The 19,756-nt window shown below is 49.1% G+C and carries 16 protein-coding genes, 10 tRNA genes and 2 rRNA genes; all 28 read left to right on the forward strand.

Features of this window, described 5'->3' with window-relative positions:
* The first annotated feature begins 98 nt into the window (after positions 1–98).
* The 28 genes from rrf to hisJ all read left to right on the forward strand — a co-directional run bounded on the left by rrf (position 99) and on the right by hisJ (position 19,626).
* Positions 99–215: ribosomal RNA gene (gene rrf, locus ACUC6J_RS00735) — 5S ribosomal RNA — on the forward strand.
* Positions 216–254: 39 nt separating this feature from the next.
* Positions 255–331 (forward strand) — tRNA-Ile (locus ACUC6J_RS00740).
* A 21-nt stretch (positions 332–352) separates the two neighbouring features.
* Positions 353–428, forward strand: a tRNA-Ala gene (locus ACUC6J_RS00745).
* A gap of 140 nt (positions 429–568) precedes the next feature.
* Positions 569–3,495 (forward strand): 23S ribosomal RNA (locus ACUC6J_RS00750).
* A gap of 129 nt (positions 3,496–3,624) precedes the next feature.
* A tRNA-Ser gene (locus ACUC6J_RS00755) sits at positions 3,625–3,716 on the forward strand.
* A gap of 28 nt (positions 3,717–3,744) precedes the next feature.
* Positions 3,745–3,821 (forward strand) — tRNA-Met (locus ACUC6J_RS00760).
* A gap of 10 nt (positions 3,822–3,831) precedes the next feature.
* Positions 3,832–3,907, forward strand: a tRNA-Val gene (locus ACUC6J_RS00765).
* 4 nt (positions 3,908–3,911) lie between these two features.
* Positions 3,912–3,987 (forward strand) — tRNA-Thr (locus ACUC6J_RS00770).
* Between the two features lie 19 nt (positions 3,988–4,006).
* Positions 4,007–4,083, forward strand: a tRNA-Asp gene (locus ACUC6J_RS00775).
* 78 nt (positions 4,084–4,161) lie between these two features.
* A tRNA-Phe gene (locus tag ACUC6J_RS00780) sits at positions 4,162–4,234 on the forward strand.
* 9 nt (positions 4,235–4,243) lie between these two features.
* Positions 4,244–4,329: transfer RNA gene (locus ACUC6J_RS00785), tRNA-Tyr, on the forward strand.
* 7 nt (positions 4,330–4,336) lie between these two features.
* A tRNA-Lys gene (locus ACUC6J_RS00790) sits at positions 4,337–4,409 on the forward strand.
* A gap of 158 nt (positions 4,410–4,567) precedes the next feature.
* Complete coding sequence (locus ACUC6J_RS00795) at positions 4,568–5,710, forward strand: PucR family transcriptional regulator (protein WP_153794397.1); 1,143 nt, start codon at positions 4,568–4,570, stop codon at positions 5,708–5,710.
* Between the two features lie 103 nt (positions 5,711–5,813).
* On the forward strand, positions 5,814–6,938 hold the full coding sequence (locus ACUC6J_RS00800; RefSeq protein ID WP_019685783.1) for an ABC transporter ATP-binding protein: 1,125 nt from the start codon (positions 5,814–5,816) through the stop codon (positions 6,936–6,938).
* 341 nt (positions 6,939–7,279) lie between these two features.
* Positions 7,280–8,218, forward strand: coding sequence for an HPr(Ser) kinase/phosphatase (gene hprK, locus ACUC6J_RS00805; RefSeq protein WP_016820103.1), 939 nt, complete (start codon positions 7,280–7,282; stop codon positions 8,216–8,218).
* Positions 8,219–8,261: 43 nt separating this feature from the next.
* Positions 8,262–9,317 carry a prolipoprotein diacylglyceryl transferase gene (lgt, locus tag ACUC6J_RS00810; protein ID WP_151256050.1) on the forward strand — a complete coding sequence of 352 codons (1,056 nt, stop codon included), beginning with the start codon at positions 8,262–8,264 and terminating at the stop codon, positions 9,315–9,317.
* Positions 9,314–9,967 carry a pyrophosphatase PpaX gene (gene ppaX, locus ACUC6J_RS00815; RefSeq protein WP_151256051.1) on the forward strand — a complete coding sequence of 218 codons (654 nt, stop codon included), beginning with the start codon at positions 9,314–9,316 and terminating at the stop codon, positions 9,965–9,967. Before lgt ends, ppaX begins: the two co-directional genes overlap by 4 nt.
* Positions 9,964–10,458: an acyltransferase gene (locus tag ACUC6J_RS00820; protein ID WP_019685786.1), complete on the forward strand. Its 495-nt coding sequence runs from the start codon at positions 9,964–9,966 to the stop codon at positions 10,456–10,458. The genes ppaX and ACUC6J_RS00820 overlap by 4 nt, the downstream gene beginning before the upstream one ends.
* Before the next feature lie 145 nt (positions 10,459–10,603).
* Positions 10,604–11,755 (forward strand): acyltransferase, encoded by a 1,152-nt coding sequence (locus ACUC6J_RS00825; protein ID WP_126666607.1) that lies wholly within the window; start codon positions 10,604–10,606, stop codon positions 11,753–11,755.
* A gap of 227 nt (positions 11,756–11,982) precedes the next feature.
* Complete coding sequence (locus ACUC6J_RS00830; protein WP_016820113.1) at positions 11,983–13,188, forward strand: ATP phosphoribosyltransferase regulatory subunit; 1,206 nt, start codon at positions 11,983–11,985, stop codon at positions 13,186–13,188.
* Positions 13,185–13,829 carry an ATP phosphoribosyltransferase gene (gene hisG / locus ACUC6J_RS00835; RefSeq protein ID WP_016820114.1) on the forward strand — a complete coding sequence of 215 codons (645 nt, stop codon included), beginning with the start codon at positions 13,185–13,187 and terminating at the stop codon, positions 13,827–13,829. The genes ACUC6J_RS00830 and hisG overlap by 4 nt, the downstream gene beginning before the upstream one ends.
* Before the next feature lie 62 nt (positions 13,830–13,891).
* Positions 13,892–15,205 carry a histidinol dehydrogenase gene (gene hisD / locus ACUC6J_RS00840; protein WP_045244935.1) on the forward strand — a complete coding sequence of 438 codons (1,314 nt, stop codon included), beginning with the start codon at positions 13,892–13,894 and terminating at the stop codon, positions 15,203–15,205.
* The gene (gene hisB / locus ACUC6J_RS00845) at positions 15,189–15,797 is read left to right on the forward strand and encodes an imidazoleglycerol-phosphate dehydratase HisB (protein ID WP_026065472.1); all 609 of its coding nucleotides are present in this window, start codon (positions 15,189–15,191) and stop codon (positions 15,795–15,797) included. Before hisD ends, hisB begins: the two co-directional genes overlap by 17 nt.
* Before the next feature lie 3 nt (positions 15,798–15,800).
* On the forward strand, positions 15,801–16,430 hold the full coding sequence (hisH, locus tag ACUC6J_RS00850; RefSeq protein WP_016820117.1) for an imidazole glycerol phosphate synthase subunit HisH: 630 nt from the start codon (positions 15,801–15,803) through the stop codon (positions 16,428–16,430).
* Positions 16,431–16,526: 96 nt separating this feature from the next.
* The gene (hisA, locus tag ACUC6J_RS00855) at positions 16,527–17,258 is read left to right on the forward strand and encodes a 1-(5-phosphoribosyl)-5-[(5-phosphoribosylamino)methylideneamino]imidazole-4-carboxamide isomerase (RefSeq protein ID WP_107734400.1); all 732 of its coding nucleotides are present in this window, start codon (positions 16,527–16,529) and stop codon (positions 17,256–17,258) included.
* Positions 17,259–17,269: 11 nt separating this feature from the next.
* On the forward strand, positions 17,270–18,028 hold the full coding sequence (gene hisF, locus ACUC6J_RS00860) for an imidazole glycerol phosphate synthase subunit HisF (RefSeq protein ID WP_016820119.1): 759 nt from the start codon (positions 17,270–17,272) through the stop codon (positions 18,026–18,028).
* Positions 18,025–18,765 carry a bifunctional phosphoribosyl-AMP cyclohydrolase/phosphoribosyl-ATP diphosphatase HisIE gene (hisIE, locus tag ACUC6J_RS00865; protein WP_016820120.1) on the forward strand — a complete coding sequence of 247 codons (741 nt, stop codon included), beginning with the start codon at positions 18,025–18,027 and terminating at the stop codon, positions 18,763–18,765. Before hisF ends, hisIE begins: the two co-directional genes overlap by 4 nt.
* 36 nt (positions 18,766–18,801) lie before the next feature.
* On the forward strand, positions 18,802–19,626 hold the full coding sequence (gene hisJ / locus ACUC6J_RS00870; protein ID WP_016820121.1) for a histidinol-phosphatase HisJ: 825 nt from the start codon (positions 18,802–18,804) through the stop codon (positions 19,624–19,626).
* Positions 19,627–19,756 lie beyond the last annotated feature (130 nt).

Here is a 19,756-nt window from a genome sequence, read left to right on the forward strand (position 1 = left end):
CAATGGAAACATTCAAATATGAAGCGTAAGCTTCAAAACTCAGGTTTAGGCCTGTTACTCACTCGTTGCTCAGTTTTGAGAGTTCAAACTCTCAAGCGTTTGGTGGCGATAGCGGAGGGGTTCCACACGTACCCATCCCGAACACGACCGTTAAGCCCTCCAGCGCCGATGGTACTTGGACCGCAGGGTCCTGGGAGAGTAGGACGCCGCCAAGCGCAACCACTAAAGAATAATTTTTTTTGGTGGTTTATTATGGGCCCTTAGCTCAGTTGGTTAGAGCGCACCCCTGATAAGGGTGAGGTCGGTGGTTCGAGTCCACTAGGGCCCACCATATAACTTTATATTTCCTTTTGGGGCCATAGCTCAGCTGGGAGAGCGCCTGCCTTGCAAGCAGGAGGTCAGCGGTTCGATCCCGCTTGGCTCCACCAAAAGATTTATCATTGCACCTTGAAAACTGGATACCGAAACGAAATTGCGTTTTAGAATATTCCTTTAAGCTGATCTTGTGTAAACAAGTGAAATAGAGGTAGCAGATATCGACATTTTCTTTTTATGAAAGAAAAGTCTAGGTTAAGCTACAAAGAGCACACGGAGGATGCCTAGGCGCCAGGAGCCGACGAAGGACGTGGCGAACAACGATAAGGCCTCGGGGAGCTGTAAGCAAGCTTTGATCCGGGGATGTCCGAATGGGGAAACCCGGCTGTCTTCATCGACAGTCACTACTCACTGAATTCATAGGTGAGTGAGAGGCAGACCAGGGGAACTGAAACATCTAAGTACCCTGAGGAAGAGAAAACAATAGTGATTCCGTCAGTAGCGGCGAGCGAACGCGGATTAGCCCAAACCAAGGAGCTTGCTCCTTGGGGTTGTGGGACGTCTCACATGGAGTTACAAAGGAACCGGTTAGATGAAGAGGTCTGGAAAGGCCCGCCAGAGAAGGTAAAAGCCCTGTAGTTCAAAACCCGTTCCCTCCGAGACGGATCCCGAGTAGTGCGGGGCACGTGAAACCCCGTATGAATCCGGCAGGACCATCTGCCAAGGCTAAATACTCCCTGGCGACCGATAGTGAAGCAGTACCGTGAGGGAAAGGTGAAAAGCACCCCGGAAGGGGAGTGAAATAGATCCTGAAACCGTGTGCTTACAAGAAGTCAGAGCCCGATCTATGGGTGATGGCGTGCCTTTTGTAGAATGAACCGGCGAGTTACGTTCCCGTGCAAGGTTAAGGTGAAGAGCTGAAGCCGCAGCGAAAGCGAGTCTGAATAGGGCGAATGAGTACGTGGACGTAGACCCGAAACCGGGTGATCTACCCCTGTCCAGGGTGAAGGTGCGGTAACACGCACTGGAGGCCCGAACCCACGCATGTTGAAAAATGCGGGGATGAGGTGGGGGTAGCGGAGAAATTCCAATCGAACCCGGAGATAGCTGGTTCTCCCCGAAATAGCTTTAGGGCTAGCCTCGGAAAGAAGAATCGTGGAGGTAGAGCACTGATTGGGTGCGGGGCCCGCAAGGGTTACCAAGCTCAGTCAAACTCCGAATGCCATAGATTTAGTTCCGGGAGTCAGACAGTGAGTGCTAAGATCCATTGTCGAAAGGGAAACAGCCCAGACCATCAGCTAAGGTCCCCAAGTGTGTGTTAAGTGGGAAAGGATGTGGAGTTGCACAGACAACCAGGATGTTGGCTTAGAAGCAGCCACCATTGAAAGAGTGCGTAATAGCTCACTGGTCGAGTGACTCTGCGCCGAAAATGTAACGGGGCTAAACACACCACCGAAGCTATGGCTTGATGCTTTGCATCAGGGGTAGGGGAGCGTTGAATGCGGGTTGAAGGTGTACCGGAAGGAGCGCTGGACTGCATTCAAGTGAGAATGCCGGTATGAGTAACGAAAAGATCTGTGAGAATCAGATCCGCCGAAAGCCTAAGGGTTCCTGAGGAAGGTTCGTCCGCTCAGGGTAAGTCGGGACCTAAGGCGAGGCCGATAGGCGTAGTCGAAGGACAACAGGTGGAAATTCCTGTACCACCGTAATCCGCTATGAGCGATGGGGTGACGCAGTAGGGTAGTAACGCGGACTGATGGATGTCCGTCTAAGCAGTGAGGCTGGTGTGTAGGCAAATCCGCACATCGTGAAGGCTGGGCTGTGATGGGGAGCGAAAATTATAGTAGCGAAGGTCATGATCTCAGACTGCCAAGAAAAGCCTCTAGCCAGGAGAAGGTGCCCGTACCGCAAACCGACACAGGTAGGCGAGAAGAGAATTCTAAGGCGCGCGGAAGAACTCTCGTTAAGGAACTCGGCAAAATGACCCCGTAACTTCGGGAGAAGGGGTGCCTCGGTAGGGTGAATAGCCCGAGGGGGCCGCAGTGAAAAGGCCCAAGCGACTGTTTAGCAAAAACACAGGTCTGTGCGAAGCCGCAAGGCGAAGTATACGGGCTGACGCCTGCCCGGTGCTGGAAGGTTAAGGGGAGTGGTAAGCCTTCGGGCGAAGCTATGAACCGAAGCCCCAGTAAACGGCGGCCGTAACTATAACGGTCCTAAGGTAGCGAAATTCCTTGTCAGGTAAATTCTGACCCGCACGAATGGCGTAACGACTTGGGCGCTGTCTCAACGAGAGATCCGGTGAAATTTTAATACCTGTGAAGATGCAGGTTACCCGCGACAAGACGGAAAGACCCCATGGAGCTTTACTGCAGCTTGATATTGAATTTGGGTACGATCTGTACAGGATAGGTGGGAGCCGTTGAACCTTGAGCGCCAGCTTGAGGGGAGGCATCCTTGGGATACCACCCTGATCGTATCTAGGTTCTAACTTGGTACCGTGATCCGGTGCGAGGACAGTGTCAGGTGGGCAGTTTGACTGGGGCGGTCGCCTCCTAAAGAGTAACGGAGGCGCCCCAAGGTTCCCTCAGAATGGTTGGAAATCATTCGAAGAGTGCAAAGGCAGAAGGGAGCTTGACTGCGAGACCTACAAGTCGAGCAGGGACGAAAGTCGGGCTTAGTGATCCGGTGGTACCGCATGGAAGGGCCATCGCTCAACGGATAAAAGCTACCCTGGGGATAACAGGCTTATCTCCCCCAAGAGTCCACATCGACGGGGAGGTTTGGCACCTCGATGTCGGCTCATCGCATCCTGGGGCTGAAGTAGGTCCCAAGGGTTGGGCTGTTCGCCCATTAAAGCGGTACGCGAGCTGGGTTCAGAACGTCGTGAGACAGTTCGGTCCCTATCTGTCGTGGGCGTAGGAAATTTGAGAGGAGCTGTCCTTAGTACGAGAGGACCGGGATGGACGTACCGCTGGTGTACCAGTTGTTCCGCCAGGAGCACCGCTGGGTAGCTATGTACGGAAGGGATAAGCGCTGAAAGCATCTAAGCGTGAAGCCCCCCTCAAGATGAGATTTCCCAATTAGTAAGACCCCTTGAAGACGACGAGGTAGATAGGTTGGGGGTGGAAGTGCAGTAATGCATGGAGCTGACCAATACTAATCGGTCGAGGGCTTATCCTAAGATAAGACGCAATGAAGTTTCGGATCCAGTTTTCAAGGTGTAACCTTGGAATTACGCTTGATATTCAATATCATTTTATTGATAATCTGAATATCTTGTAGAATTTCACTAAGCGAGTCCGTTTATATGGAGAGATACCCAAGTGGCTATAAGGGGACCCTCTGCTAAGGGGTTAGACTGCGTAAGTGGTGCGAGGGTTCGAATCCCTCTCTCTCCGCCATTTAGGACAAGCTAGTAAATTATGTTATGGCGGTGTAGCTCAGCTGGCTAGAGCGTACGGTTCATACCCGTGAGGTCGGGGGTTCGATCCCCTCCGCCGCTACCATACATACCCAGGAGGCTTAGCTCAGCTGGGAGAGCATCTGCCTTACAAGCAGAGGGTCGGGGGTTCGATCCCCTCAGCCTCCACCATTGTGCCGGTGTAGCTCAACTGGTAGAGCAACTGACTTGTAATCAGTAGGTTGGGGGTTCAAGTCCTCTCGCCGGCACCATTTTTTTTGAAAAATATAGGGAACTGTGGTGTAGAGGCCTAACATGCCTGCCTGTCACGCAGGAGATCGCGGGTTCGAATCCCGTCAGTTCCGCCATTTTTCAGCTTAGTATTTTCGCCGTACTAAAGTGGGAAGGGGTATCCCTCCGCACTTTATTTTTTTGCCAATGGATATGGCTCGGTAGCTCAGTCGGTAGAGCAGAGGACTGAAAATCCTCGTGTCGGCGGTTCGATTCCGTCCCGAGCCACCTTTATATGGAGGATTAGCGAAGTGGCCAAACGCATCAGACTGTAAATCTGCTCCCTTACGGGTTCGGTGGTTCGAATCCATCATCCTCCACCAGTTTTACGAGCCATTAGCTCAGTTGGTAGAGCACCTGACTTTTAATCAGGGTGTCGAAGGTTCGAGTCCTTCATGGCTCATCAGAAGTCATCAACTATAAGTTGATGGCTTTTTTTGTATTGTTATAAGTTATGTTTTTATATAGCTTTTTATTTTAAGGTATCGACGGGTTATAATGAGTTCATTATGTTCGCTTAGTGTTTAATCTATATTCTAAAAAAAGTGAAGTGGTGATCGCGTGACTTTGGATACAGAATGGATTCAGCAACAGCTTCAGAATATAATTCAAGCGCCTTTTACCATAGTGCCTTGGTGCCCAGAAATGATGGCTGAAGGTGAAACAGCCGATTCAGTTATACCGGATAGATCGTTTGTTAGTGAGAATAAATTATATTTTCCGTTTCGTGCATCGGTAGGTGAACTGGCTGCTTTTGCGGTAGAGGACAGATATTTGACGGATCGAGAACGGAAGTTGATAGAAGCGTTACTGGGGAACATGGAACAAGTCTGGCAGAATGGTTCACGCTTGTCGATCAACCCAGCCTATAGCGAGGAAGAGCGGATGAATCGTTTTGGACAATGGCTCATACAGCAGGCTGCCGACCTAAACAGTGAGGAAGAAGTTCCCACTGAATTGGAGCTTCGTGATTCGTTATCAGCGTGTATGGTGCCTTTTTTACTGAATGGCGAGGGAACACAGGATGGGGCTATCACCTATACGCAGCTTCATCGATTGTTAGCGAGCTATTTTGGAGGGGAAGTGCTGCTTACTCCATTAGACGAACAATCTTGGCTGATTCTCGCAAAAAAGGAGCTGTTATTAGGAGCCGACGATGAACGGGATAAAGATCCTGAGACTAGAGAGGCAGATTTTGCGGAACCGCTGGAGGAGGTACTTACGGCTTTTAGCTTGGGGTTATATGAGCTTATCGCGAATGAATGGGTCGGTGTATTCCATTTGGCGATTTCCAAGCCTTCGGTCCCTTTGCAAAGTTTCCCCCACGAGCTGAATTTATTATGGGAGACGATCCATCTTGGCAAGCTTTTTCATGTAACAGAGCACATCCACCTTTCATGGGAGCTTCATTTGGAGAGACTGTTAAATCGCATTCCCAAGGAGCAGCGTGTACTATTTTTGGAGCAGGTAATGAAGTCATCTGTCATACTGGAAGACTCAGAAACGATGGCTACATTGGATATCTTTTTTCAACTGGATTGTAATGTGAGTGAGACAGCCAAGCGTCTGTATGTTCACCGTAATACATTGATTTACCGTTTGGACAAGATTAAACAGGAGACCGGATTGGACGTGCGGACGTTTAATGATGCAGTTTTGGTCAAACTATATCTGCTATTGTACAAAGTGACAAAAAGGAAATAGCATTTTTGTGCAGTTTGCGAATAGCCAGGGTTTAGGTACTAGGGTAAGATACAAGTAGAAAATGTATTCGATTTCAAAACTTGACCTTGGGGAGGCAAAAGCTATGGCTGGCGTACGTTTAGAGCATATTTTTAAGAAATATCCGGGTGCAGAAAAAGCTACGGTTGTTGATGTCAATTTGGACATTCAAGATAAAGAATTTCTCGTATTGGTTGGTCCTTCTGGTTGTGGGAAGTCTACTACACTTCGTATGATTGCTGGTCTGGAGGAAATTTCGGACGGTAAATTGTACATTGGTGATCGTGTTGTGAACGATGTGGCTCCAAAAGACCGCGATATCGCGATGGTATTCCAATCCTATGCCTTGTATCCGCATATGAATGTATACCAAAACATGGCTTTTGGTCTGAAGCTCCGCAAGGTTAAAAAGGAAGAAATTGATAAACGCGTACGTGAAGCAGCTAAAATCCTTGATATTGAGCATCTGCTGGATCGCAAGCCGAAAGCGTTATCAGGCGGTCAGCGTCAGCGTGTTGCCTTGGGACGTGCGATTGTGCGTGACCCACAAGTCTTCTTGATGGATGAGCCACTGTCCAACTTGGATGCCAAGTTGCGTGGTCAAATGCGTGCGGAAATCACGAAGTTGGCTAAGCGTCTGGAAACGACCGTTATCTATGTAACACATGACCAGGTTGAAGCCATGACGATGGGTGATCGGATTGTAGTTATGAAGGATGGTATCATTCAACAAGCTGCATCCCCGGATGAACTGTACAACCGTCCAGTGAATCTGTTCGTTGCTGGTTTTATCGGCTCTCCTACAATGAACTTTATCTCGGGTAAGCTAGTTGAAAAAGAAGGTGCATTGCATTTCACAGCACCAGGTCTGGATCTGTTTGTACCTGAAGGTAAGGGACAGATTTTGAAAGCGAAAGGCTACATTGGCAAAGAAGTGATCTTGGGCATTCGTCCTGAGGATATTCATGAAGAGCCTGTATTCTTGGAGGCTTCTCCGAACACGATCTTTACATCCACTGTGGATGTAACGGAAAATCTCGGTCATGAAATGCTGTTGTACCTGAGCGGTGCTGGAAACGATACGATTATTGCCCGTGTAGACGGACGTTCCAATACTCGTGATGGTGTCAAAGCGAAGTTGGCTGTTGATATGAACAAAGTTCATATTTTTGATAAGGAATCGGAATTGAGCATTTTGGTTGGCGAATAAGATCAGCCTCTGGAAGAGAGTCGCAGTTTTCCCAAGCGGAGAACTGCGACTCTTTTGTATATCATATCCGCTACTAGCTTCGGCATTGCATTCAATGGAAAATTCCGATACGATGGGTGTACAATGGTGCAGGTCTAGATTTAGACAAGGTTCGTTGGCAGGAGTTCCAGATTGGGGCCTCCAACTGTCGGGATAGGGATAGCCTGGAATCCCATTGTTAAATCAAGTGAAGTGTGGACTCATTCAGGATAGACTGCGTGGGGTTGTATGGTTAATAGAATAATGCTACATAAATCAAATGGCGTATAGAATCCGGTTTTTGCAGATGAGGAGAGAATACAATGGCTAAACAGGTAAAGGTATCCGAGCTTGTACAGCAATTCCAAATGGAGGTTATTTCCGGTGAAAAGGGTCTGCGCAGACTGATCACCGTGGACGATTTGAATCGCCCAGGCCTGGAGATGGCCGGGTATTTTGAATATCATACACAGGAGCGGGTACAGCTTTTGGGAAGGTCTGAGCTGGCCTTTCTGGGTATGCTGCCTCCTGAGGAGCGACGGGATCGAATGGAGCGTTTGTGTACAGAGCTGACTCCATGTATTATCATCACACGTGGCCTGGAGGTACCGGCCGAGCTAGTGGAGGCAAGTACAGAGCGAGATATTCCTGTACTGCGGACTAATATGGCGACGACGATTTTATCGAGCCGTATCACAGGTTTTCTGGAAAGAAAGCTGGCACCTACGGCAACTATTCATGGCGTATTATGTGACGTGTATGGCGTGGGAATGCTTATTACAGGCAGTAGTGGAATTGGTAAGAGTGAAACAGCACTGGAACTTGTCAAACGTGGGCATCGCTTGGTAGCAGATGATGCGGTAGAAATCCGGCAAACGTCCGATTTTCAGTTGCATGGAACAGCACCTGAACTCATTCGTCACCTGCTTGAAATTCGAGGTGTAGGCATTATTAATGTGATGACACTGTTTGGTGCTGGTGCAGTTCGTAATAATAAGCGAATTACACTGGTTGTCCGCCTGGAGGCATGGCAACAGGACAAGCAGTATGACCGTCTCGGTCTCGATGAAGAAACTACACGCATTATTGATACAGATGTTCCACTCGTTACGATTCCAGTTCGTCCAGGCCGAAATCTGGCTGTTATTATCGAGGTAGCGGCGATGAACTATCGTTTGAAACAAATGGGAGTTAATGCAGCCCTGCAATTTACAAACAAGCTGACTGCTACGATTTCTGAAGATATGGAAGAGATGGATTAAGGTTCGTTCGGTTGCAAGGAAGGACAAGGAGTGAGAGAAACATATGTCAACGGCAACATTACTGCTGAATCCGATTGCTTTTTCAATCGGGGCAATCAAGGTCCATTGGTATGGGCTTATTTTGGGGCTGGCGGCGCTTGTGGGTTTATATCTCGCCATCCGTGAGGGAAAAAGATTCGGTATTCCGCAGGAATTCTTTATGGATATGCTGCTTCTGGGTGTTCCATCGGCCATTATTGGAGCGCGTATTTATTATGTAGCCTTCAAATGGGAAGACTACCGGGATAATCTATGGGATATCTTTAAAATTTGGAATGGCGGTATCGCGATATATGGTGCCTTGATTGGTGCCATTATATGTGCGGTTATTTATTTCCGTTATAAAGGGTATAACTTCTGGCGTGTTGCTGATATTTGTGCGCCGGGTCTATTAATCGGTCAAGCGATTGGACGCTGGGGTAATTTTGTCAATCAAGAGGCTTACGGTGGACCAACGGAGGAGACTTTTTTGCGCAGTCAGCTGCATCTACCGGATTTCATTGTGAATCAGATGAATGTTAATGGGGTGTTTCACCATCCTACGTTCCTGTACGAATCGCTGTGGAGTATCGTGGGCGTGATTTTGCTGCTTGTGATTCGCCGGATGAAATTTGTACGTGCGGGTGAAATGTTTGCATTTTACTTCATTTGGTACTCTATTGGTCGCTTTTTCATCGAGCGGGTGCGGACGGACAGCTTGGCCTTTCAGGGACCGGACTGGCTGGCTTCCTTTGTGAATGCTCTGTGGTCCCCTATGGTATGGCTAGGGTTTGAACCGGGGTACTTGGACCCGAATTACGGTAATGTACGGATCTCACAGTTGCTTGCTATTTTCATCATTGTGGCTGCCGTGATTTTTATCTTGGTTCGTCGTCGGAAGGGCTCGGCCGTTGCGAGATATAGCGACCCGATTGTCTCCAGCAAGACGGGGATTGATCAGGTACCTGATATGACGCCAGAACAAGTATCCCGTCCTGGGCAGGATGCGGTTTCTCCAACAGCCACAGCGGATAAGCTATCTAAGGAAGACACGGATGAGAACAAGAAGGAGCATCTATGATAAATACGATTTTGTTTGATTTAGACGGTACCATTATGGATACGAATGAGTTGATAATCAGCACATTTCTACACATTTTGAACCATCCAGATGCGGATCCGCTAACGCGGGAGCACATTATTCCTCATATGGGGGGAACGCTGGACGATCAACTCCGTACTTTTACGGGATTAACGGATGTATCTGAGCTGGTTAAAGACTACCGTGCTTATAATCAAATTCATCATGATCAAATGGTTAAGCCATTTCCATATGTTATTGAGGTTATTCAGGAGCTACGTGCACGAGGAATTAAGCTGGGGGTTGTGACAACTAAAATACGACCATCCACGATACGTGTACTTAACCTGTTTAATCTGACTTCCTCTATGGATTACATTGTGACGGTAGACGATGTGGAACATCCGAAGCCTCACGCGGAGCCAGTGCTCAAGGCTTTGGCAGGTTTGAATGCTAAAGCGGAACATACGTTGATGGTTGGAGACAGTTCCTTTGATATTTTGTCAGCTCAGGCGGCAGGTGTGAAATCTGCGGGAGTGGCCTGGTCGCTCAAGGGTGAGGAAACTCTGCGCGGATATGGACCAGACTACATGCTATATGATATGAGGGATTTGCTGAAGCTGGAACTTCAAGGTGTCAATGTATCGTGAGAAAGGTGAACCGCTATCCTGTAGAAGGTCCCAATGCATTGTGGCAAATTTATCGGACGGTGAGCCCTTGGAAAGGCGTTAAGAACTTCATTTTTATACAGATTGCCCGGTATTGTCCTGTGCTTTCTCTGAAAAATGTTATCTACCGCAGAATGCTGGGGATGAAGGTTGGGCAACATGCAGCCTTCGGTCTGATGGTGATGGTGGATGTTTTTTTTCCAGAGCATATCACAATCGGGAACAATTCGGTCATTGGATATAACACGACCATACTGGCTCATGAATACCTTATACAGGAGTATCGCATCGGTAAAGTGGTGATCGGGGATCGTGTGCTGATCGGGGCAAACACAACCATTTTGCCGGGTGTTACCATCGGTGACGGGGCTGTGGTAGCGGCCGGAGCGGTTGTGCATAAAGATGTACCGGCAGGTGCTTTTGTAGGCGGTAATCCATTGCGTGATTTAAGACGCTCTGGTGTGGATGAGTAGTCAATAGTACATTAAGAAAGGCCCCTTGTATATTAAGGGGTCTTTCTTGTGCAGTTTTTCTGTATAATAAGTGGGTAATACATGTTGGTTATGTTTAAAAATTGATAATAGATATTTTTGCAAAGCGATATGGGAGCGTGTTGATTTGGTCAAAAAAGAACGTATACCAGAGCTTGATATTTACCGGGGAATATTAATTGCGGCCGTCATTACCATCCATGCAACTTCAATGGCTTTGATTGATGCGCGTCATTCTCTATTGTTTTATCCTTTTTTATTTTTAAATATGTTTAGCAGCTTCGCAGTGCCTGTATTTATTTTTGTGAGCGGTTTTGTTCTATTTTACAATTATGTCGATCGGCCACTTCGTGGAAAGAGTATGCTTTTGTTTTTTCGAAAAAGACTGATGTTTATTGTGTTACCCTACGTTTTATTTTCTCTTATGTACTATTTGACCTTGGTGACACGTGGGTTGATGCCGCTTAGTGATCTTCCGCTCGTGCTGCTAACGGGAAAAGCGTATACGCATTTGTATTATGTCATTATCATCATCCAATTTTATTTGGTCTTTCCGCTGTTGTTGTGGGGAGTGCAGCGTTTACGTCATTGGTTATCGAGTCCGCGGAGAGCAGCTTTTGTCATTTTGACAGTAGGGTTAGTCATTCAATGGGGGTTTGTACTACTGAACAAATACGTTTGGCAAGAGGAGAGAGGAAGCCTTGCGATTACGTATATCAGTTACTTTGCCTTGGGTGCCGCTGTAGCGATTGGATATGAAGGGTTTAAAAAGTGGCTTTTTCCAGTCCCAGGCACGGTAATAGGTCGCGGTCGATTGATCAGCTGGTGGGCCCTGTGGGCGGCTTGGTTATTACTGGGGGTCGTTTATGTACAAGTATGGTTTGTAGCCTACCGCAAAGCCATTTATGCAGACTCACTGGTCTATGAACTGCTACATAATGCATATGCTCTCGTATCTGCATTGGTGCTGTTTCAGTTATCGGTTTTTTTATATCGTCATACTAGTGATAGACTGCGAATGTTCATCAGTTGGCTGGGAGCATGTTCTTTCGGTATTTATTTACTTCATCCGGCGTTATTACGAGTGTATCGCAAACTGGATTTGCATGGTACACCCATAGAATATGTCTTCTCTGTTGCTGGCGGATGGGTGTTGGCGCTGTTTGGAACATGGCTGATTGTGACGTTGTTTTTTCGATATGTACCATTTTCATGGATCGGTTTGGGGACAGTTCCGAAGTTTCCATCCCAGAGTAAAGATGAACAGGCAAACTACTAAATACTTTGACTTAGACTGTTGGCTTAAGGCTGACAGTCTTTTTTTAGGATTCATGTATTTTGCATTGGATAAAATATAGAGAGGGACAGCGACTTGTCCGGGCTGTAAAAATGGGCTTCTACGTTTGGTTGACGTTCATAAGTAGGGCATGATAATATATCGAATATACTTTAGTTTGTTAGCACTTTACCATGATAAAGATATTGTGAAATCATGAGGTGATAGAGATGTCTAAGCCAAAAGGATTTGAGATTCCTGTAGGGGTTCGAGATTATCTTCCACGTGCAGTGTCGAAGCTGCGGGCCATTGAACTGAATGTACTCGCATGTATGGAGCGTTGGGGTTACCGTCAGATTATGACGCCTACGATGGAATACTACGATACAGTGGGAGTGGCTAGTTCTACTTCTGATCGGAAGCTGTTTAAATTGCTCAACAACCGGGGGACTACGTTGGTACTTCGTTCTGATATGACTGCTCCGATTGCACGGGTGGTGTCTTCGTTGCTAAAGGAAGAAGAAGTACCGCTTCGCCTGTCCTATCACGCCAATGTATTTCGAGCGATTGAGGAAGAGGCAGGAAGAGAGGCGGAGTTTTTTCAAACAGGCGTGGAGCTGGTAGGGGATGATTCACCTGAGGCTGATGCAGAGGTTGTAGCATTGGCCATTGCATCATTGCAGGCAGCGGGTGTTAACTCTTTTAAAATTGCCATGGGACATGTGGGATTCCTGAACGGGTTATTTGAAGAGATCATTCCAGGTCGCCAGGCTGAACAGCAAGCACTAAAAGAACTGTTGCTCAGTCGTGATGTAGTGGGCTACCGAGCGGCGATTGAAGCTTTAGGTTTGGCCCCCGCGCATCGGGATAAGCTGGAGGCCATTCTTCGGCTTCGTGGTGGGAAGGAAATTTGCGAGCAGGCTACCCGCCTTAGTGTGGAGCAGCAGACGATTCAATCCATTGCACATTTGTGCGAGGTGTGGGAAGTGCTGGAGGCATACGGCGTATCTGAGCATGTGTTAATTGACCTTACCATGATCGGTGATTTTTCATATTATACAGGAATGACTTTTGAGGGCTATGCAGCGGAAATTGGGTTTCCGGTATGCAACGGAGGTCGTTATGACAATCTGCTTCAGCAGTTTGGGCGATCGGTACCGGCAACGGGATTCGCATTGAAGACGAACCGAATCGTCGATGGTGTGGATGGAATTTCAATTGAGACGAAGCGTCCGATATTTATCCGTTATGACGAGCAGGAACGACAAGAGGCGCTATCCGCCGCAGCACAGCTACGTGCAGAGGGTTTTACTGTGGTGACAGGACTCACGGGGGGACCGGAGGATCGACGTCGTGAGCAGCAGGATCTGTACGCAGAGGTATACAGCTATACAGCTGAAGGAAGACGGCCCGTACAAAGGGGGGAATTGTCATGACGGAAACATTGAAGGTAGCCATGCCGAAGGGACGGATTTACAAGCAGGCTTCCAAGTTGTTCCGCCAGGCAGGGGTTCCAATTCCACTGGATGTGGACGAAACCCGCAAGTTGGTCATCCCATTGCCTGAGCTGGGAATGGAATTTATTATGGCGAAGCCCGTCGATGTTCCTACGTATGTGGAGTATGGTGCAGCTGACATCGGCATTGTCGGTAAGGATGTTTTGCTGGAAGAAAACAAGGATGTATATGAGCTGCTGGATCTGGGGATTGCCCGTTGCCGGATGTCGGTAATTGCTTTACCTGATTGGCAACCAGGTATTCGTCAGCGGGTCGCTACCAAATATCCAAATGTGGCTTCCCAGTATTTTCGGGAGCAAGGTCAGCAGGTGGAGGTCATTAAGCTGAACGGCTCCATCGAGCTGGCGCCGTTAATTGGTCTGGCAGATCGCATTGTAGATATGGTGGAGACAGGACAGACCTTGCGGGAGAACGGATTGGTTGAGCAGATTAGCATACTGGATATTACCAGTCGTTTGATTGCCAACCGGGTCAGTTACCGGATGAAAAATGGTCCGATTCAGGCGTTGTGTGATCGATTGCATCAGGTGATCCCAACTGAAGTAGTACCGAAGGATTAAAGGAACGGAGCAACGGTTCAGGAACATTCTGCAAGCAAGCAGCAGGTAGGGGGAATGAGCAAATGAAGATCGTAGCAGCCCGTGATTTCAGCCTCCAACGAGAGGTGGATTACGGAACACCGGAGCAAAACGAGGCCGTGCGTACGATTATTCAATCGGTACGCCAAGAGGGGGATGAGGCTGTCCTGCGGTATACGAAAGCGTTTGATGGTGTATCGCTGACAGCGGAGCAGCTTCGTGTGACAGATGAAGAATTGAAGTCGGCTTATGACAAGGTAGAGCCTTCATTTATACAGGCAATTCGAGAAGCGGCGGATCATATTCGCGCTTTTCACCTCAAGCAAAAGCGTAACTCATGGATGGATTTACAGCCAGACGGTAGCTTACTCGGTCAAATCATCCGGCCGTTGAAACGTGTAGGCGTGTATGTTCCAGGCGGTAAAGCCGCCTATCCATCCTCGGTGTTGATGAATGTCATTCCCGCTCAGGTGGCTGGAGTACCGGAGATCGTCATGGTGACACCCCCGGCGACAGGCGGCAAGGCAGGGATCGACCCCTATACACTGGTAGCTGCGGCAGAGGCTGGTGTAACGGAAATATTCAGGGTTGGCGGAGCGCAGGCCATTGCCTCTCTTGCATACGGGACACATAGTATTGAACCGGTCGATAAAATTTGCGGTCCCGGCAACATTTATGTAGCGCTGGCTAAGCGAGAAGTATACGGTGCAGTGGATATCGACAGTATTGCAGGACCGAGTGAAATTGTCGTATTGGCTGATGACACGGCCAATCCCTCTTATGTAGCGGCTGACCTACTTTCACAGGCAGAACATGACGAAATGGCCTCAGCCATACTGGTTACGCCCTCGCAACGCTTGGCCGAAGAAGTATCAGCCGAGGTAGGGCGCCAATTGGCGGAGTTGCCGCGCAGAGATATTGCTGCTGCATCGGTAGAGGCATACGGAGCCATCATTGTCGTTGACAATTTGGAAGAGGGCATTCGTATTGTCAATCGGCTTGCGCCCGAGCATTTGGAGATCATGACAGAGCAGCCGATGGAACATATGGGGATGATCGAAAATGCAGGAGCTATTTTTCTGGGAGCGTACAGCTCGGAGCCGGTAGGCGATTATTTTGCCGGACCTAACCACATCATCCCGACTAATGGAACGGCGCGTTTTTCCTCGCCAGTGGACATTGATGATTTTATCAAGAAGTCGAGTATGATCTATTACAGCAAGGAAGCACTGCTGCGCAATGGAGAGACCATTATGCAGCTTGCCCGGCATGAAGGGCTGGAAGGCCACGCACGGGCGATACAAGTTCGATTGGACAATGAGAAGAAGGCGGTGGATGGCGATGGGGAACGAAAATAACGAAGCAGGGCGTACAGGCAGTGTCAGCCGGAAAACGAATGAAACAGACATTCAGCTGTCATTTGCAGTAGACGGGACAGGGCAGGCAGAGATTGAAACGGATGTTCCTTTTTTAAATCACATGCTAGATTTGTTCACCAAGCACGGACAATTTGATCTTAATGTACAGGCCAGAGGGGATGTGGATATCGACGACCACCATACCGTCGAGGACATTGGGATCTGTCTGGGGCAAACCTTGCTGGAAGCATTGGGTGATAAAAAAGGCATAAGGCGCTATGCCAGCGTCTTTGTACCGATGGATGAGGCGCTCGCGCAGGTTGTTATTGATCTGAGTAATCGACCTCATTTTGAGTATCGTGCAGAGTACCCGTCTCAGCAGGTAGGCAGCTTCTCGACAGAGCTGGTGCATGAATTTCTATGGAAATTTGCGTTGGAGGCTCGCATGACGTTGCACGTCATTGTTCACTACGGGCAAAATACCCACCATATGATTGAGGCGGTGTTCAAAGCGCTGGGGCGTGCTTTGGATGAGGCGACCTCCATTGATCCGCGGGTGACAGGAGTGCCTTCAACGAAGGGAGTGCTGTAGTCCATGTCCATTGCCATTGTGGATTACGGCAGAGGGAATCTGCATAGTGTGAGCAAGGCGGTTGAGCGCCTTGGCTTTGAGGCTGTAGTGACAGGAGATGCTCAAGTGATTCGTGCCTCCAGCGGTGTGATTTTGCCGGGTGTAGGGGCCTTCGGGGATGCGATGGAGCATCTGCGTTCCAGCGGATTGGATCGGGTTATTCAGGAGGTTGCAAGTGCTGGACAACCGCTGCTCGGTGTTTGTTTGGGAATGCAGCTATTGTTCACTCGTGGTGAAGAATACGGCAGTCATGAAGGACTTAATATTTTACCAGGCGAGGTCGTTCGGTTTGCTCCTGATCTGGGCGTTAAAGTGCCGCATATGGGCTGGAATCGTCTGCGTATGACTCAGCCGGAGCACCCGCTGTTGCAGGGCTTGGAGGAAGGGCATGTGTATTTTGTGCATTCCTATCATGCGAAGCCGGAGGTCGAAAGTGATCTGCTGGCGGTGACCGACTACGGTGGGCCCGTAACGGCTATCGTGGGCAGAGGCCATGTGTATGGCATGCAGTTCCATCCAGAGAAAAGCGGAGAAATGGGGATGCGCCTGCTTCGTCAGTTTTTGGAACTAGCAGAAGCGAAAAAGCGAGCGTAACGATTCGTGAGTCTGCATTTTGTGGTACGCCAACTTTGGTCGCTGATTGATGTAAAGGCATATAGATGTTGAATAGCTCACAAGGGGGTCTTAACTTTGTTCACGATATACCCGGCGATTGATATTCGCGATGGCAAATGTGTACGACTGGTACAAGGTGATTATAACCAGGAGACAATATACAACGAAAATCCGGTGGAAGTAGCACGAGAATGGGAGCGCTTGGGCGGCTCCTACATTCATTTGGTTGATTTGGACGGTGCCAAAGCAGGTCAACCGGTGAATGATGCGCTCATTGGACGGATTGCTTCTGCGGTGCAAGTACCTGTACAAGTGGGCGGCGGCTTACGTACGCGCGAGCATGTGGAACGGCTGTTGTCGCTGGGCGTGAGCCGGGTGATTTTGGGCACGGCAGCTATTGAGGATCGTGCTTTTACGGAAGCGGTATTGGGTACCTACGGTGATCGTATCGCCATCGGTTTGGATGCGCGGAATGGCTATGTGGCTACACGTGGGTGGCTCAAAACCTCGGAGGTCCGAGCAGATGAATTGGCTGCTGAGCTGGCCTCCAAGGGAGCTGAAACATTTATTTTCACAGACATTTCCCGCGACGGAATGATGCAAGGCCCGAATGTGGAGGCGATCGCAGCGCTTGCCAAAAGCAGTGGGCGAACCGTGATTGCATCCGGCGGTGTCAGCAAGATGGATGATCTAATCACACTGAGCACCTATGCGAAGGAAGGCGTAGGCGGAGCTATTGTGGGTAAAGCATTGTATACAGGGAGCATTGATTTACAGGTTGCCGTACAAGCTGTAGCAAAGGCATAGGGGGAGTAGGCATGCTGGCTAAACGTATTATTCCCTGTCTGGATGTAAAGGATGGCAGGGTGGTTAAGGGCGTTAATTTTGTGAACTTACGCGATGCAGGTGATCCGGTGGAGCTGGCTGCGCTTTATGACCGGGAAGGGGCGGACGAAATCGTGTTTCTGGATATATCCGCTTCGGTTGAAGGTCGCGCCACGATGGAAGAAGTAGTTCGCCAGACAGCCGGGGAAATTGCCATTCCTTTCACTGTAGGTGGCGGGATATCTCATGTCGATGATATGAAACGCATTTTGCGTGCCGGTGCTGATAAAATTGGCGTAAATACGGCGGCTGTTCGTAACCCGCAGCTGATTGCGGAAGGTGCGCGCAGCTTTGGTTCACAATGTATCGTTGTTGCCATTGATGCCAAGTACAATGAGGCGTGGGGCGAATGGGAGGTATACACGCACGGAGGCCGCACGCCATCGGGTATTCGAGCCTTGGCCTGGGCTAAGGAAGCAGAGCAACTGGGAGCCGGTGAGATTCTGCTGACCAGCATGAACGCAGATGGAACCAAGGATGGCTTTGACCTGCCACTGACTTCCGCTGTTTCGGATACCGTAGGGATTCCAGTGATTGCTTCCGGCGGAGCCGGCAAACAGGAACATTTCTATGACGTGTTTACGTCAGGTAAAGCAGATGCTGGATTAGCAGCAACGATTTTTCACTATAAAGAAATCGGGATTCCTGAGTTGAAACGAGATTTGAAGCGCAGAGGAGTGGAGATACGATGAGCAACGAATTGAACCAACAGCTATCTCTGGAGCAGATACTGGATAATGTCCGCTGGAATGAGGCCGGGCTTGTCTCGGCGATTGTGCAGGATGATGCTACGCTTCAGGTATTGACGCTGGCCTACATGAACCGTGAGTCGCTGAAACTGTCTTTGGAGTCAGGAGAGACCTGGTTCTGGTCACGTTCCAGACAGGAGCTGTGGCATAAGGGGGCAACTTCAGGGAATACGCAGAAGATCTCTTCCATTCAGCTGGATTGTGACGGCGATGCTCTATTGGTGCGTGTCATTCCGAGCGGTCCGGCCTGTCATACAGGCGCAACGAGTTGCTTTTCTCGTGATATTTCCGTGCCAGGGACAGCTGTAGTAGCTGGGGCAGGAAATGCAGGAGCTCAAGTGCAGGCAACCCGTACCAATGCTATTTCCAGTGCTTCAGAAGGCCGCTTTGAGGTGCTTGCCCAGTTGGAGGCAATTATTAAGGAGCGCGAGGAGACACGTCCTGAAGGAGCCTATACGACCTATCTTTTTGATAAAGGCGTAGACAAAATCCTGAAGAAGGTTGGCGAAGAAGCCTCCGAGACGATTATTGCAGCCAAAAACAAAGATAATGAGGAGTTGCGCCTGGAGGTCAGCGACCTGATTTATCACCTGCTGGTGCTGTTGCAGGAGCGCAAGCTACCACTCGATGACGTGCTGGCTGAGCTGAATCGCCGTCATGAACGCCCTCGTCGTGATTAGGACGGGTATTGTAGGGTTTGAAAAGGGGAGGGCTACATGAAAATTGACTATCATACGCATCATTCCCGCTGCGGGCATGCGATAGGAAGTCTGGAGGAGTACGTACAGCAGGGAATTCGACTGGGGCTGGATCAGCTCGGTTTGTCCGATCATATGCCGCTGCTGCATGTAGAACCGGCCAACTATTATCCAGAAATGGCGATGCCTATGGATGAGCTGCCTCGATACGTGGAAGAATGCTTGGATTTGAAGGAACGCTACAAAGGGCAAATTGATATTCGTGTTGGTTTGGAAGGCGACTATATCGAGGGCTGGGAACGCGAAATTGAAGATATCATCCATGCATACCCATGGGATTATGTGATTGGCTCCGTCCACTTTCTCGGTGAGTGGGATGTCACCGACTTCCGTCAGGTACACCATTGGGAAGGCAAAAATGTGCTGGAGGTATACCGCACATATTATGATGCGGTTTCCAAGGCGGCCGCTACGGGTTTATATGACATCATGGGTCATTTGGATGTCATTAAACGTTTCGGCCATCATCCGAAGCCGGAGGAAGAGGATGAGCTACGTGAATTGGAGCGCTCCGCACTCTCAGCGGTGGCCCGCAGCGGTCGGGCCATGGAACTGAATGCATCGGGGCTTTCCAAACCCTGTGCCGAAATGTTTCCGAGCCGACGCATGCTAGAGGAAGCTTTCACGCTAGGTATCCCGTTGACCATCGGCTCGGATGCCCATGATCCGGCAAAGCTGGCTGAGCACTTGGAGAAGGCGCGAGCGCTTTTATATGAAGTTGGCTATCGCGAGCTCGCTGTATTTCAGCACCGTGAACGTTCACGGGTTCCGTTAGCGCTATAATACTTATTTATTGGGTCTTAATGTTATATCTAGTTGCTAGCCGAACGCGCCTTTCATACAGGGGAAATGCGCTCGGCTATTTTGCGTATTTTTGCATATGTATCTATTGGGGTACGAGTACGGAACCGTT

The organism is Paenibacillus sp. JJ1683, from assembly GCF_053006485.1.

Bases quoted from the DNA above. Each gene is read 5' to 3' on its own strand.
- ACUC6J_RS00800 (WP_019685783.1), top strand. From the start codon at position 5,814: ATGGCTGGCGTACGTTTAGAGCATATTTTTAAGAAATATCCGGGTGCA.
- hprK (WP_016820103.1), top strand. From the start codon at position 7,280: ATGGCTAAACAGGTAAAGGTATCCGAGCTTGTACAGCAATTCCAAATG.
- lgt (WP_151256050.1), top strand. From the start codon at position 8,262: ATGTCAACGGCAACATTACTGCTGAATCCGATTGCTTTTTCAATCGGG.
- ppaX (WP_151256051.1), top strand. From the start codon at position 9,314: ATGATAAATACGATTTTGTTTGATTTAGACGGTACCATTATGGATACG.
- ACUC6J_RS00830 (WP_016820113.1), top strand. From the start codon at position 11,983: ATGTCTAAGCCAAAAGGATTTGAGATTCCTGTAGGGGTTCGAGATTAT.
- hisG (WP_016820114.1), top strand. From the start codon at position 13,185: ATGACGGAAACATTGAAGGTAGCCATGCCGAAGGGACGGATTTACAAG.
- hisD (WP_045244935.1), top strand. From the start codon at position 13,892: ATGAAGATCGTAGCAGCCCGTGATTTCAGCCTCCAACGAGAGGTGGAT.
- hisB (WP_026065472.1), top strand. From the start codon at position 15,189: ATGGGGAACGAAAATAACGAAGCAGGGCGTACAGGCAGTGTCAGCCGG.
- hisH (WP_016820117.1), top strand. From the start codon at position 15,801: ATGTCCATTGCCATTGTGGATTACGGCAGAGGGAATCTGCATAGTGTG.
- hisF (WP_016820119.1), top strand. From the start codon at position 17,270: ATGCTGGCTAAACGTATTATTCCCTGTCTGGATGTAAAGGATGGCAGG.
- hisIE (WP_016820120.1), top strand. From the start codon at position 18,025: ATGAGCAACGAATTGAACCAACAGCTATCTCTGGAGCAGATACTGGAT.
- hisJ (WP_016820121.1), top strand. From the start codon at position 18,802: ATGAAAATTGACTATCATACGCATCATTCCCGCTGCGGGCATGCGATA.